Genomic DNA, 12,505 nt, shown 5'->3' on the forward strand with positions numbered 1-12,505 from the left:
TCATGGCGAATATCAAAAAGGGCGACCTCGTACAGGTCATCTCGGGCGCAAAGCCCGAACGTGGCGGCGACCGCGGCAAGCAGGGCAAGGTCCTCGAGATCCTGTCGGAGCGCAACCGTGTGATCGTCCAGGGCGTCAACTACGTCACCAAGCACACCCGCGTCGGCCAGACGCAGCGTGGCACCAAGACGGGCGGCATCGAGACTCTCGAAGCTCCCATCCACATCTCGAACGTCGCACTCGTTGACCCCGAGACCAAGAAGCCGACTCGCGTCGGCCACCGGGTCGAGGAGCAGACCAAGGACGGCGTCAAGCGCACCGTCCGGGTGCGTTACGCGAAGAAGTCAGGTAAGGACCTCTGATGAGCACCGAGACTGCCGCGCCGGCTGGCAAGATCCAGCCGCGCCTGAAGCAGAAGTACAAGGCCGAGATCCAGCAGAAGATGCGGGACGAGTTCGGCTACGAGAACGTGATGCAGATCCCTGGTCTCGTCAAGGTCGTCGTCAACACCGGTGTCGGTGAAGCGGCCCGTGACAGCAAGGTGATCGATGGTGCGGTTACTGACCTCACCAAGATCACGGGCCAGAAGCCGCTTGTCACGAAGGCTCGCAAGTCCATCGCGCAGTTCAAGCTGCGTGAAGGTCAGCCCATTGGCGCCCACGTCACCCTCCGCGGTGACCGTGCGTGGGAGTTCCTTGACCGCCTCGTTTCGCTCGCTCTGCCGCGCATCCGCGACTTCCGCGGACTATCGCCTAAGCAGTTCGACGGTCACGGCAACTACACGTTCGGTCTCCAGGAGCAGAGTGTGTTCCACGAGATCGATCAGGACAACATCGACCGCGTCCGCGGTTTCGACATCACTGTCGTCACGACGGCGAAGACGGATGCTGAGGGTCGTGCGCTTCTGCGTTACCTCGGCTTCCCCTTTACTGCCGAAGGCGCCAAGGCGTAATGCATCGGCTTCCGTCCGTACCCTGAGTTTGAGGAGCTTGCTCCCTGAGCTTGTCGAAGGGGGCGGACGGAAGCCGTGTGTGCGCTTACAATTGAAGATTGCATCTCATAGCAGGTCGTCTGTCGTGTAACGGCAGCCGAAACCTCGTGAACAAAGGAAAATAACCATGACAATGACAGACCCGGTCGCAGACATGCTGACCCGTCTGCGCAACGCGAACTCGGCACACCACGACTCCGTGTCCCTGCCGTCGAGCAAGCTCAAGACGAACATCGCCGAGATCCTCCAGCGGGAGGGCTACATCTCCGGCTGGGAGGTTACCGACGCTCGCGTTGGACAGAACCTCACTCTCACGCTGAAGTACGGCCCCAACCGGGAGCGTTCGATCGCGGGCATCAAGCGCGTGTCGAAGCCTGGACTTCGCGTCTACGCACGTTCGACTGAGCTTCCTACGGTTCTCGGCGGCCTCGGCGTAGCCATCCTGTCCACCTCCTCCGGTCTTCTCACTGATCGTCAGGCTGAGCAGAAGGGCGTGGGCGGAGAAGTTCTCGCCTACGTGTGGTAATTCGAAATGTCGCGTATTGGACGACTTCCCATCGAGATCCCCTCGGACGTCACCATTTCGGTTGACGGTCGTAAGGTCGCGGTGAAGGGCCCCAAGGGTGAACTCACCCTGAACGTGGCCAGCCCCATCGAGGTCGCGATCGAGGACAACCAGGTGGTTGTCGCTCGTCCCGACGACGAGCGTGAGTCGCGGTCGCTTCACGGCCTGACCCGCACGCTCATCAACAACAACATCATCGGCGTGACCCAGGGCTACACCAAGGGTCTTGAGGTCGTCGGTACCGGTTACCGCGTTCAGCAGAAGGGCAACTCGGTTGAGTTCGCTCTTGGCTTCTCGCACCCGGTTCTGATCGACCCGCCGGCCGGCATCACTTTCACGGTTGAGGGCACCAACAAGCTCACCGTGAGTGGTATCGACAAGCAGGCTGTCGGTGAGGCAGCTGCGAACATTCGCAAGATCCGCAAGCCCGAGCCGTACAAGGGCAAGGGTGTGCGCTACGCCGGCGAGAACGTGCGTCGCAAGGCCGGAAAGAGTGGTAAGTAACCATGGCTCTCAAGTCAAAGTCTGACGCCCGCGCGCGTCGTCACGCACGCCTTCGCAAGAAGGTCGTTGGCACCGAGGCGCGTCCGCGCCTGGTCGTCAACCGCTCAGCCCGCCACGTTTTCGTCCAGCTGGTCGATGACAGCAAGGGCCACACCGTCGCCTCGGCATCTACGCTCGAGACCGAGCTTCGCTCGTTCGATGGTGACAAGACCGCCAAAGCCCGCAAGGTCGGCGAGCTTCTCGCCGAGCGCGCAAAGGCTGCTGGTGTCCTCGACGTCGTGTTCGACCGTGGCGGCAACCGCTACGCCGGTCGCGTCGCAGCCATCGCCGATGGCGCCCGCGAAGGGGGGCTGGCACTGTGAGTGACAACAAGGAGAACGAAGTGACCGAAACGGCTGCTGCCGCTTCCGAAACGGCTGCTGCCGTTCCAGAGACGGCACCTGTCGTCTCCGAGACGGCTGCCGGCACCACCCAGGCAGAGCCCGCACGCGAAGGCCGCCGCGGCGGCGGTCGTGGCGATGGCCGAGGCCAGGGTGGCCGTGACCGTAATTCACGCGACCGTGGCGACAACCAGTTCCTTGAGCGCGTTGTCACCATTAACCGCGTCTCGAAGGTCGTGAAGGGTGGACGTCGCTTTAGCTTCACCGCCCTCGTGGTCGTCGGTGACGGCAACGGTCTGGTCGGCGTTGGCTACGGCAAGGCCCGTGAGGTGCCCCTGGCTATCTCCAAGGGTGTTGAAGAGGCCAAGCGCAACTTCTTCCGCGTGCCCCGCGTCGGCTCCACGATCCCGCACCCCGTGCAGGGTGAGGCCGCTGCCGGTGTCGTGCTTCTTCGTCCGGCTGCTGCTGGTACCGGTGTTATCGCCGGTGGTCCGGTTCGCGCCGTACTCGAGTGCGCCGGCATCCACGATGTGCTCTCGAAGTCGCTCGGCTCTTCGAACACGATCAACATTGTGCACGCGACTGTCGCGGCTCTGAAGAGCCTCGAAGAGCCCCGTGCTGTTGCCGCCCGCCGTGGTCTCGAGTACGACGCTGTCGTGCCTGCGATCATCGTGCGCAACGAGGCAAAGGCCGCAGCTGCGGCCGCTGCGAAGGTAGGTGCCTGATGGCCGCCCGTCTTAAGGTGACCCAGATCAAGTCCAAGGTGAGCGAGAAGCAGAACCAGCGTGACACGCTGCGCAGCCTCGGTCTTAAGCGGATCGGTGACACCACCGTTCGCCCCGACGACGCGCAGATGCGCGGCTACGTCAAGACCGTCGCACACCTCGTCAAGGTTGAGGAGATCGACTAATGGCTGAGAAGAACGACGCAGTCGACGCCGAAAAGGCAACGAAGAAGGCTGCTGCTCCCAAGGCGGCCGCCGCAAAGGCTGCTCCGAAGAAGGCTGCTGCCCCTAAGGCTGCAGCGTCTAAGGATGCTGCGGAGAAGAAGCCCGCCGCGAAGAAGGCTGCTGCCCCCAAGGCTGCTGCTGCCGACGCCAAGGCTGACTCTGCCGCCAAGAAGCCTGCTCCCAAGAGCAAGAAGGCTGCCCCGAAGGCCGATGCTCCGGCATCGCGCCCCGGTGTGCTCAAGGTTCATCACCTGCGTCCGATCCCCGGCGCTAACACCGCGAAGACCCGTAAGGGTCGCGGTGAAGGTTCCAAGGGTAAGACCGCTGGTCGTGGTACCAAGGGCACCAGGGCTCGCAACACCGTTCGTGTCGGCTTTGAGGGTGGGCAGATGCCTCTGCACATGCGCACCCCGAAGCTGCGCGGGTTCAAGAACCCGTTCCGCGTCGAGTACCAGGTTGTCAATCTGGAAAAGCTCGCGGAGCTGTACCCCAAGGGTGGCGACGTCACCGTGGTCGACCTCGTCGCCAAGGGTGCCGTTCGCAAGAACGAGAAGGTCAAGGTTCTTGGAAACGGCGACATCGCAGTGAAGCTCACCGTCTCGGTCGACAAGGTCTCGGGTTCTGCCGAGCAGAAGATCGTGGCCGCGGGCGGATCCGTCAAGTAACCACTTCAGAGAGGGGTCGGAGATTCTCCGGCCCCTCTTCTGGGTTACCCTGGTCTTTCAGCCGTCTCTAGTCGGGCGGCATCCCTTTCAGGAGGAACGCCTTTGTTTAGCGCTATCGCGCGGATCTTCCGCACGCCCGACCTACGTCGGAAGATCGGTTTCACCCTGCGATCATCGCCATCTACCGTCTTGGTTCGCATGTTCCCGCGCCGTTCGTGCATTTCCCGAACGTTGAAGAGTGTCTGCGTCTCAACGCCGGCACCGAGGGTTTGCTGAGCCTCGTCAACCTCTTCTCAGGTGGAGCACTGCTCCAGCTGTCGATCTTCGCGCTGGGGGTCATGCCGTACATCACGGCGACGATCATCACCCAGCTGCTTCGTGTGGTCATCCCGCACTTCGAGGCGCTGCACAAGGAGGGTCAGGCAGGACAAGCCCGGCTCACCCAGTACACGCGGTACCTCACCATCGCTCTTGCGCTGCTGCAGTCGACGACGCTCGTCACCGTGGCCCGCAGCGGCCAGCTGTTCGGCACGACCGATATTGCGGCATGTCAGCAGCTGCTAACGAACGACGTGTGGTGGGCGCAGCTGCTCATCATCATGGCGATGACTGCGGGTACCGGCCTCATCATGTGGTTTGCCGAGCTCGTCACTGAACGTGGCATCGGCAACGGTATGTCGCTGTTGATCTTCACGTCGATCGCTGCCACATTCCCGTCGGCGATGTGGGCGATCTTCGAGTCGAACGGCTTCGAAGTCTTCTTGCTTGTGCTTGCGGTCGGCATCCTGGTCACCGGACTCGTCGTCTTTGTCGAGCAATCGCAGCGTCGTGTCCCCGTGCAGTACGCCAAGCGCATGGTCGGACGCCGCACCTACGGCGGCACGAACACGTACATCCCGATCAAGGTGAACATGGCGGGTGTGATCCCGATCATCTTCGCCTCTTCGCTGCTGTACATTCCGATGCTCATTGCGCAGTTCAACACCCCGCAAGACGGCAGCGAACCGGCCGCCTGGGTGGTCTGGGTCTCGCAGAACCTGACCACGGGGGATCAGCCGCTTTACATGGCGATCTACTTCCTGCTGATCATCGGTTTCACCTACTTCTACGTCGCGATTACCTTCAACCCCGTTGAGGTTGCCGACAACATGAAGAAGTACGGCGGGTTCATTCCCGGCATCCGTGCGGGGCGTCCGACAGCCGAGTATCTCGACTTCGTACTTACCCGCATTACGTTCCCTGGGTCTATTTACCTGGGTCTGATCGCGCTCATCCCGCTGATCGCCTTGTCCACTGTCGGCGCCAACCAGAACTTCCCGTTCGGTGGCGCCTCGATCCTCATCATCGTGGGTGTGGGTCTTGAGACGGTCAAGCAGATCGATGCACAGCTTCAGCAGCGCCACTACGAAGGGCTCCTCCGTTGACAGCATCCGCACGACTTCTCATCGTCGGCCCGCAGGGTTCGGGCAAGGGCACGCAGGGCGTGCGCATTGCCGAAGCTTTCGGAATCCCGGTGGTCTCCACCGGTGACATCTTCGCGCGAACATCAAAGAGGGCACACCGCTTGGCCAGCAGGTCACAGCGATCCTCGACAAGGGTGACCTCGTTCCGGATGAGCTGACGAGCGACCTTGTGCGCGATCGCATCTCGCAAGACGATGCGGCGAACGGTTTCCTGCTCGACGGGTATCCTCGCAACGCTGCGCAGGTGGAGCACCTCGATGAGTTCCTCGTCGGCCGTGACGAGGCGCTCGATGCCATCATCTTGCTTGACGTCGCACGCGAAGAGAGTATCGCCCGCCTTCGTCTGCGTGCAGAAGAGCAGGGGCGCTCGGATGACACGGAAGAGGCCATCGCGCACCGGCTGGCGATCTACGAGAAGGAGACTGCTCCGATTCTCGAGGTCTACGGTCCGCGTGGCATCGTCGACAACATCGATGGCGTCGGTTCGCTTGACGAGATCACCGAGCGCATCTTCGCGGCACTTGCCGCCCGCGGCTTGCACGTCGCCCGCTGACGCGATCATCCGCTGACATGTTTCGCCGCTCCATTTACAAGACGCCTGCTCAGTTGCAGGCGATGGTCGAGCCTGGACTCATCACGGCCGCAGCGCTCGAAGCGCTTCGTCCGCTGATTCGGGCGGGCGTCACGACGCTCGAGCTCGACACGCAGGCGAACCGGACGATCCGTAGTCGCGGAGCCGAGTCGAACTTCCAGCTCGTGCGCGGGTACCACCACACCGTCTGTGTGTCGGTGAACCAAGAGGTCGTGCACGGGATTCCCGGCGGTCGTATGTTGCAGGCCGGTGACATTGTCTCGGTTGACTGCGGAGCGCAGTACGAGGGGTGGAACGGCGACAGCGCGATCACCGTGGTCGTGCCCGATCCCGATCGCCCTGACGTTGTCGCGCGGCGGGAGGAACTCTCTCGGGTGACCGAGGGTTCGATGTGGGCGGGGATTGCTGCGATGGCATCCGCTCGTCACATTGGCGAACTCGGTGCGGCGATTCAGGAGTACATCGAGGCGCAGGGCGTCTCTGAAGTATCGGGGGAGCCCTACGGCATCCTTCGCGAATACGTCGGCCATGGCATCGGACGCAAGATGCACGAGGCGCCGAGCGTGTTCAACTACCGCACACCTGACCCGGGGCCGGAGATCAAGTCGGGGCTCGTCCTCGCGATCGAGCCGATGGTCACTGCCGGCGGCGATGAGACACACATCGAGGATGACGACTGGACCGTCTCGACGGTCGACGGGACCGATGGCTCGCACTGGGAGCACAGCGTTGCTCGCCACGACGGTGGCATCTGGGTGCTGACTGCTCCGGATGGCGGCGCCGCAGGCCTTGCGCCGTTCGGCGTTGTGCCGGTGCCGCTGGGCTGATCTAGCGCGTCCTGCTCGGCCGAGCGACGAGACATCACTTTCTGCATGAGGTTGAGATTTCTGCGTGAGGCGACACGCCTGCCGTGGTGTCTTATGCAGACAATGTGGGCTGTTGCTCAACGTGGTTTCCGCTGAGCTGTCTTCGCGCGTGGATTGGACCTAAGCGTCGCCAACAGGTGCTCATTCGGAGGGGCAATGCGCGCGACGTTCGCTGCGGTCAGTGCTTCGACCAGTGGGTTGACTTTCCATGCACCGGTGAGATCCCAGCGCGCGAACGGATGCCCCTGCCGCCGCAGACGATCCTCCCGCCGCTTCTCGTCAGTAAGCAGGCGTGCAGCTTCGGCGGGGTCTTCGAGCTGGTACTTCTGCCAACCATCTGTTTCACCGATGGCGCCATTGGTTGGAAAGTAGAAGTCGGTGCGGTCGAGAACGCCGCCGTACCGGAACTCCCGCTGCAGTTCGGGGCATTCGAAGCCACTCCATTCGATCACGGCTCTGCTGATGCTCTCGGCGGGTGATTCTGCTAACCCGTCCGCGTGATCCCACACCCAGCGGAACCGCGCGCGGCCACGTCGATTCCGTTGCCGCTCAGAGTGCGCGCGCAGCTCGTCGAGGGCGAGTGATCCGCCCTGCACAGGCGAGATAGCGCTGTCGGTGACGGACAAGGCCTGCGCGAGCGGGAGCAGCCGACTGAGGTCGCCGACTGTGTCAAGAATGCCGGTGGTGAGGACTCCATTGACACGCACCACTTCTCGCGGATCCTGGCTGGTGTGCACAACGACGTCTCCGAATGTTCGGGAGCGCGGTCGATCAGGATCGAACACGTGGATGGCGCGCGTCTCTCCGAAGCGCGGAAGACCATGGACGACGGCGGCGGATTCCAGACAGAGAACAGCATTCGGATGCCGTCGGGTGAATGCATGCACGCGCACGGCGTACTTCTGCCATGGGGGAAGTGCGCTGTACGCCTTCCTGTCGACGTAGGTCCCGCTGCGCACGCGCAACCATCTGCTACCGGACAGCGGCACCCCGAGCATCCGGGCCTCGGACGTGGTGATCAACGGGAGCGGCGAAACAGCGGTGGCGCGATCGGTGAGGAGCAGTGGCATCCCCGCATCCTGCCGGAGTTGAGGGAAGCATCCAACGCCTGATCACACGATCGGTGGACAACGCGCGCAGTAACTCGTCTGTGCAGGACGGCGTCACCCGCCGGTGAGAAACCAGAATTCGCGCGAGGCGCCAGAGCGCACGTGAGACACCACGGGAGGTGTGGTGTCTCACGTGAAAAGGATGAACCCACGCAGAAAGTGGCTTCTCATGCGAGGGGCGGATGCCGGGAACGACAGCGGGATGCCGCGCGGCGTTCACAACGGCCGCATAGACTTGCTCGGCAGAATAGAGGGATATGGGCGCGCACGCGCCTGCAGACTTTGGTCGGACTCGTGCTGGGCGCGAGCCTCGAGAGATCGGAAAGTAATGGCTGCTGCTGCCAAGAGCAACACCAACTGGTTCGCCGTCGGAATCTCGATTGCGGTTGTCGTCGTACTCGTCGTGCTCGGCGGCCTGGTGGTCTTCCTGAACAATCAGGCCTCGGCGCCCGGTGCTGCGCCGCAGAGCGCGATCATCAACGATGAGACCGGAGCGGTCAGCTTTGGTACCGGTGCCGATGAAATCGACACCTTCGTTGACTTCATGTGCCCGGCCTGCAACGCCTTCGAGCAGCAGTACGGCGAGAAGCTGCAGCAGGCTGCAGCCAACAACGACATCACGCTCAACGTGCACCCGATCTCGATCCTTGACCACCTCTCGCGGAACACCGAGTACTCGACTCGCGCAGCGGCTGCGTCTTACTGCGTGGCAGAGAAGGCGTCGGAATCGTACCTCGACTTCTTCAACCTGCTGTTCGAGAAGCAGCCGGCCGAGAACTCGACTGGCCTCACCGACGATGAGCTGTCGGCGTTTGCCGAGCAGGTCGGTGCAGGGGCCGCCGCTGGTTGCATCGCAGATGGCACCTACATGGATTTCGTCGGGGACCAGACCAACGCGCACGAAATTCAGGGTACTCCGACCGTCGAGATCAACGGCGAACGGCTGGACCTGCAGGCCGGCGATGCGGCAAAGCTCGACGCCATTCTCGGCTAATACCCGCACGCCTCGGTCGTCGCCTTCGGGTTCAAGTTGCCTGACGCCTCGGTGTCAGATAAGATAGACCGTTGGTGCCTTGCGCCCAGTTTCGGCGTGTCCGACTAGCGCGGCACCACAACTCATCCATTCACCGCAGATCGACCGGTCTGCAGAAGCGTCAGCGAGGCTATGGCTAAGAAAGACGGTGTCATCGAGATCGAGGGCGTCATATCCGAAGCACTGCCCAACGCGATGTTCCGCGTTGAGCTGAGCAACGGACATAAGGTCCTTGCGACGATCTCGGGCAAGATGCGGCAGAACTACATCCGCATCATTCCCGAAGACCGCGTGGTCGTGGAGCTCAGCCCCTACGACCTCACCCGCGGCCGTATCGTTTACCGCTACCGCTAAACCGGTCGAGAAGTAACGGCACATCTTTCGGGTGTGTACGAAGACAGCGAACAGGAAACATCATGAAGGTCAGCCCCAGCGTCAAGCCCATGTGCGATCACTGCAAGGTGATTCGCCGCCACGGCGTTGTCATGGTGATCTGCAAGAGCAACCCGCGTCACAAGCAGCGCCAGGGCTAACACCCGGTGCCAGGGCATCGCTCTCGCAATCTCATAACTCAATACAAAAACAGCAGGATCAAGACGCTTCCCAACCGGGCCCTTCGACAGGCTCAGGGACCGGAAGCTGACACCTCGGGACAGAGGCCCGGGTCCATATCCTGCCCCACACCTCTACTCAGTTCAGGAGAACCGCATGGCACGTCTTGCCGGCGTAGACATCCCGCGCGATAAGCGCGTGGTGATCGCCCTTACCTACATTTACGGCGTTGGCCGTACCCGCTCGGTCGAGATCCTCAAGGCTACGGAGATCGACGAGAGCATCCGCGTCAAGGACCTCAGCGACGACCAGCTCATCGTCCTTCGCGACTACATCGAAGGCAACTACAAGGTGGAGGGTGACCTGCGCCGCGAGGTTGCAGCAGACATCCGCCGCAAGGTCGAGATCGGCTCCTACGAGGGCATCCGCCACCGTCGTGGCCTGCCCGTCCGTGGTCAGCGCACCAAGACCAACGCCCGTACCCGCAAGGGCCCGAAGCGCACCGTCGCCGGCAAGAAGAAGGCCCGCTAAGCGCGGCCAGGGACTAGGAGAAGACTTTCATGGCTGCACCTAAGGCCGCCGCGCGCAAGCCGCGCCGCAAAGAGAAGAAGAACATCGCGTTGGGCCAAGCCCACATCAAGTCGACGTTCAACAACACCATCGTTTCGATCACCGACCCGACCGGCGCTGTCATCAGCTGGGCATCGTCAGGTGGCGTGGGCTTCAAGGGCTCGCGCAAGTCGACCCCGTACGCCGCTGGTATGGCTGCCGAGTCGGCCGCCCGCCAGGCGCAGGAGCACGGTGTCAAGAAGGTTGACGTCTTCGTGAAGGGTCCGGGTTCGGGCCGCGAGACTGCGATCCGCTCACTGACGGCCGCAGGCCTCGAAGTGGGTTCGATCCAGGACGTCACGCCGCAGGCGCACAACGGTTGCCGTCCGCCGAAGCGTCGCCGCGTCTGATCTGGTTTGTGTGAGGGATGTCATCGGCATCCCTCACACACCCGATTGCAGACATCACACTTCTAAAACTCCACACCTCACCACCCACATGTCATATAGCGGACATGTGATCGAAAGGAACACAGAGTGCTCATCGCACAGCGTCCCACACTGACCGAGGAAAAGATCGCCGAGAACCGCAGCCGGTTCATCATCGAGCCGCTCGAGCCCGGTTTCGGCTACACCATCGGCAACGCAATGCGTCGCAGCCTGCTCTCGTCGATCCCCGGCGCTGCTGTCACCAGCATCCGCCTCGACGGCGTGCTGCACGAATTCAGCACGATCCCCGGTGTCAAGGAAGATGTCACTGAGATCATCCTGAACATCAAGCAACTCGTTGTTTCGAGTGAGCGCGACGAGCCGATCACTGCGTACCTGCGCAAGACCGGTGCGGGCGAAGTTACCGCCGCTGACATCTCGGCTCCGGCCGGTGTCGAGGTTCACAACCCCGAGCTCGTCATCGCGACTCTCAACGACACCGCGAAGTTCGAGCTTGAGCTCACCATCGAGCGTGGCCGCGGCTACGTTTCGGCGACCCAGAACCGCAACGAGTACGCCGAGGCAGGGCAAGTTCCTGTCGACTCGATCTACTCGCCGGTCCTCAAGGTCAGCTACCGTGTCGAGGCAACTCGTGCCGGTGAGCGCACCGACTTCGACAAGCTCATCCTGGATGTCGAGACGAAGAACAACATCGTCCCGCGCGATGCTGTCGCTTCGGCCGCGAAGACCCTGACCGAACTGTTCGGTCTCGCTCGCGAGCTGAACGTCGAGGCTGAGGGCATTGAGATCGGCCCGGCACCTGTAGAGCCCGTCCTCTCCAGCGAACTGTCGATGCCGATCGAAGACCTTGACCTCTCGGTTCGCTCTTACAACTGCCTCAAGCGTGAGGGCATCAACACGGTGTCCGAGCTCGTGGCACTGTCGGAGACGCAGCTCATGAACATCCGCAACTTCGGCCAGAAGTCGGTCGACGAGGTGCGCGACAAGCTCATCTCGCTCGGTCTGTCGCTTAAGGATTCGGTGCCCGGTTTGATGGCGCCCACTTCTACAGCGCAGGCGAAGACGAGTCCTTCTGACCTTCCCGAAATTCTGACCAGGAGTTAGACCAATATGCCTAAGCCCACAAAGGGTCCCCGCCTCGGAGGCGGCCCCGCACACGAGCGCCTGCTGCTTGCCAACCTCGCAGCGGCTCTCTTCACCCACAAGTCGATCAAGACGACCGAGACCAAGGCCAAGCGCCTGCGTCCCGTCGCTGAGCGACTGATCACCTTCGCCAAGCGCGGAGACCTGCACGCGCGTCGTCGCGTTCTGGGCATCATCGGTGACAAGAGTGTCGTGCACACTCTCTTCGCCGAGATCGCTCCGCTGGTCGCCGAGCGTGAGGGCGGTTACACCCGCATCACGAAGGTCGGCTTCCGTAAGGGCGACAACGCCCCGATGGCAGTGATCGAGCTCGTCCTCGAGCCCGTCACCCCGAAGAAGAAGGCGACCTCGAAGGCTGCTCCGAAGACGGAGAAGGCTGACAAGGCTGAGAAGCCCGCCAAGGATGACAAGGCTGACGCCGGCGCCGAGTCGCAGGAGGAGGGCGCAGCTGCAGAGGCTGTTGCCGCCGCCGCGATCGTCGACACCGAGTCGAACGAATTCGGTGCAGATTCCGCTGCTGCGAACGAAGATGGCTCGGCTCCCGAGGGCTTCGACATCAAGGGCAACAAGGACTCGATGAAGTTCCACCGTCCCGATGGTCAGTGGTACGAGCAGACTGTCGCCGAGGTGTGGTTCCGCACCGCTGAGGCTGCTGAGGCTGCAGGCTTCGTAGAGGCCGGCAAGTAATCTCACGC

At 62.4% G+C, this 12,505-nt stretch carries 16 protein-coding genes and 3 pseudogenes; 18 read left to right on the plus strand and 1 reads right to left on the minus strand.

Annotated features, from left to right (window positions below; all coding sequences use genetic code 11):
- Window positions 1-2 precede the first annotated feature (2 nt).
- The 11 genes and pseudogenes from rplX (at window position 3) to map (ending at window position 6,936) form a co-directional block, all read left to right on the plus strand.
- Window positions 3-362 (plus strand): 50S ribosomal protein L24, encoded by a 360-nt coding sequence (gene rplX, locus DC31_RS01115; RefSeq protein WP_036275978.1) that lies wholly within the window; start codon window positions 3-5, stop codon window positions 360-362.
- On the plus strand, window positions 362-952 hold the full coding sequence (gene rplE / locus DC31_RS01120; protein WP_036275981.1) for a 50S ribosomal protein L5: 591 nt from the start codon (window positions 362-364) through the stop codon (window positions 950-952). Before rplX ends, rplE begins: the two co-directional genes overlap by 1 nt.
- 166 nt (window positions 953-1,118) lie before the next feature.
- Entirely contained in the window at window positions 1,119-1,517 is a 399-nt protein-coding gene (gene rpsH / locus DC31_RS01125; protein ID WP_036275983.1) for a 30S ribosomal protein S8, read from the plus strand.
- 6 nt (window positions 1,518-1,523) lie between these two features.
- Window positions 1,524-2,060, plus strand: coding sequence for a 50S ribosomal protein L6 (rplF, locus tag DC31_RS01130; RefSeq protein ID WP_036275984.1), 537 nt, complete (start codon window positions 1,524-1,526; stop codon window positions 2,058-2,060).
- Window positions 2,061-2,062: 2 nt separating this feature from the next.
- Window positions 2,063-2,422: a 50S ribosomal protein L18 gene (rplR, locus tag DC31_RS01135; RefSeq protein WP_036275986.1), complete on the plus strand. Its 360-nt coding sequence runs from the start codon at window positions 2,063-2,065 to the stop codon at window positions 2,420-2,422.
- Window positions 2,419-3,165, plus strand: a complete 747-nt coding sequence (gene rpsE, locus DC31_RS01140) for a 30S ribosomal protein S5 (RefSeq protein ID WP_036275989.1) — start codon at window positions 2,419-2,421, stop codon at window positions 3,163-3,165. The genes rplR and rpsE overlap by 4 nt, the downstream gene beginning before the upstream one ends.
- A complete protein-coding gene (gene rpmD, locus DC31_RS01145) occupies window positions 3,165-3,350 on the plus strand; it encodes a 50S ribosomal protein L30 (RefSeq protein ID WP_036275991.1) in 186 nt (61 codons plus the stop codon). Before rpsE ends, rpmD begins: the two co-directional genes overlap by 1 nt.
- Complete coding sequence (rplO, locus tag DC31_RS17360) at window positions 3,350-4,054, plus strand: 50S ribosomal protein L15 (protein ID WP_081813655.1); 705 nt, start codon at window positions 3,350-3,352, stop codon at window positions 4,052-4,054. Before rpmD ends, rplO begins: the two co-directional genes overlap by 1 nt.
- 102 nt (window positions 4,055-4,156) lie before the next feature.
- Window positions 4,157-5,478 (plus strand): annotated as a pseudogene (gene secY / locus DC31_RS01155) (preprotein translocase subunit SecY).
- A pseudogene (locus tag DC31_RS01160) lies at window positions 5,475-6,070 on the plus strand (adenylate kinase). The pseudogenes secY and DC31_RS01160 overlap by 4 nt, the downstream one beginning before the upstream one ends.
- Before the next feature lie 17 nt (window positions 6,071-6,087).
- Window positions 6,088-6,936 (plus strand): type I methionyl aminopeptidase, encoded by an 849-nt coding sequence (gene map / locus DC31_RS01165; RefSeq protein WP_036275994.1) that lies wholly within the window; start codon window positions 6,088-6,090, stop codon window positions 6,934-6,936.
- 116 nt (window positions 6,937-7,052) lie between these two features.
- On the opposite strand, the gene DC31_RS01170 is transcribed toward map, so the two are convergent.
- The gene (locus DC31_RS01170; RefSeq protein ID WP_051606290.1) at window positions 7,053-8,045 is read right to left on the minus strand and encodes a hypothetical protein; all 993 of its coding nucleotides are present in this window, start codon (window positions 8,043-8,045) and stop codon (window positions 7,053-7,055) included.
- Window positions 8,046-8,412: 367 nt separating this feature from the next.
- Between DC31_RS01170 and DC31_RS01175 the strand changes: the two genes are divergently transcribed.
- The 7 genes and pseudogenes from DC31_RS01175 (at window position 8,413) to rplQ (ending at window position 12,497) form a co-directional block, all read left to right on the plus strand.
- Window positions 8,413-9,078, plus strand: coding sequence for a DsbA family protein (locus DC31_RS01175; protein ID WP_036275998.1), 666 nt, complete (start codon window positions 8,413-8,415; stop codon window positions 9,076-9,078).
- Between the two features lie 171 nt (window positions 9,079-9,249).
- The gene (gene infA, locus DC31_RS01180) at window positions 9,250-9,471 is read left to right on the plus strand and encodes a translation initiation factor IF-1 (protein WP_017201569.1); all 222 of its coding nucleotides are present in this window, start codon (window positions 9,250-9,252) and stop codon (window positions 9,469-9,471) included.
- A gap of 62 nt (window positions 9,472-9,533) precedes the next feature.
- Window positions 9,534-9,650, plus strand: coding sequence for a 50S ribosomal protein L36 (gene rpmJ / locus DC31_RS01185; RefSeq protein ID WP_036275999.1), 117 nt, complete (start codon window positions 9,534-9,536; stop codon window positions 9,648-9,650).
- Window positions 9,651-9,825: 175 nt separating this feature from the next.
- Window positions 9,826-10,200 carry a 30S ribosomal protein S13 gene (rpsM, locus tag DC31_RS01190; protein ID WP_036276001.1) on the plus strand — a complete coding sequence of 125 codons (375 nt, stop codon included), beginning with the start codon at window positions 9,826-9,828 and terminating at the stop codon, window positions 10,198-10,200.
- Window positions 10,201-10,229: 29 nt separating this feature from the next.
- Window positions 10,230-10,628: a 30S ribosomal protein S11 gene (gene rpsK / locus DC31_RS01195; protein ID WP_036276003.1), complete on the plus strand. Its 399-nt coding sequence runs from the start codon at window positions 10,230-10,232 to the stop codon at window positions 10,626-10,628.
- A gap of 126 nt (window positions 10,629-10,754) precedes the next feature.
- A pseudogene (locus DC31_RS01200) lies at window positions 10,755-11,743 on the plus strand (DNA-directed RNA polymerase subunit alpha).
- Window positions 11,744-11,777: 34 nt separating this feature from the next.
- Window positions 11,778-12,497, plus strand: coding sequence for a 50S ribosomal protein L17, sunset domain variant (gene rplQ, locus DC31_RS01205; protein WP_036276006.1), 720 nt, complete (start codon window positions 11,778-11,780; stop codon window positions 12,495-12,497).
- Window positions 12,498-12,505: the final 8 nt, after the last annotated feature.

It is taken from the genome of Microbacterium sp. CH12i (assembly GCF_000685355.1).
Lineage (GTDB): Bacteria > Actinomycetota > Actinomycetes > Actinomycetales > Microbacteriaceae > Microbacterium.

What these genes read in the sequence shown, in the direction of transcription:
- rplX (WP_036275978.1), top strand. Translation starts at nt 3, where the DNA reads ATGGCGAATATCAAAAAGGGCGACCTCGTACAGGTCATCTCGGGCGCA.
- rplE (WP_036275981.1), top strand. Translation starts at nt 362, where the DNA reads ATGAGCACCGAGACTGCCGCGCCGGCTGGCAAGATCCAGCCGCGCCTG.
- rpsH (WP_036275983.1), top strand. Translation starts at nt 1,119, where the DNA reads ATGACAATGACAGACCCGGTCGCAGACATGCTGACCCGTCTGCGCAAC.
- rplF (WP_036275984.1), top strand. Translation starts at nt 1,524, where the DNA reads ATGTCGCGTATTGGACGACTTCCCATCGAGATCCCCTCGGACGTCACC.
- rplR (WP_036275986.1), top strand. Translation starts at nt 2,063, where the DNA reads ATGGCTCTCAAGTCAAAGTCTGACGCCCGCGCGCGTCGTCACGCACGC.
- rpmD (WP_036275991.1), top strand. Translation starts at nt 3,165, where the DNA reads ATGGCCGCCCGTCTTAAGGTGACCCAGATCAAGTCCAAGGTGAGCGAG.
- rplO (WP_081813655.1), top strand. Translation starts at nt 3,350, where the DNA reads ATGGCTGAGAAGAACGACGCAGTCGACGCCGAAAAGGCAACGAAGAAG.
- map (WP_036275994.1), top strand. Translation starts at nt 6,088, where the DNA reads ATGTTTCGCCGCTCCATTTACAAGACGCCTGCTCAGTTGCAGGCGATG.
- DC31_RS01170 (WP_051606290.1), bottom strand. Translation starts at nt 8,045, where the DNA reads ATGCCACTGCTCCTCACCGATCGCGCCACCGCTGTTTCGCCGCTCCCG.
- DC31_RS01175 (WP_036275998.1), top strand. Translation starts at nt 8,413, where the DNA reads ATGGCTGCTGCTGCCAAGAGCAACACCAACTGGTTCGCCGTCGGAATC.
- infA (WP_017201569.1), top strand. Translation starts at nt 9,250, where the DNA reads ATGGCTAAGAAAGACGGTGTCATCGAGATCGAGGGCGTCATATCCGAA.
- rpmJ (WP_036275999.1), top strand. Translation starts at nt 9,534, where the DNA reads ATGAAGGTCAGCCCCAGCGTCAAGCCCATGTGCGATCACTGCAAGGTG.
- rpsM (WP_036276001.1), top strand. Translation starts at nt 9,826, where the DNA reads ATGGCACGTCTTGCCGGCGTAGACATCCCGCGCGATAAGCGCGTGGTG.
- rpsK (WP_036276003.1), top strand. Translation starts at nt 10,230, where the DNA reads ATGGCTGCACCTAAGGCCGCCGCGCGCAAGCCGCGCCGCAAAGAGAAG.
- rplQ (WP_036276006.1), top strand. Translation starts at nt 11,778, where the DNA reads ATGCCTAAGCCCACAAAGGGTCCCCGCCTCGGAGGCGGCCCCGCACAC.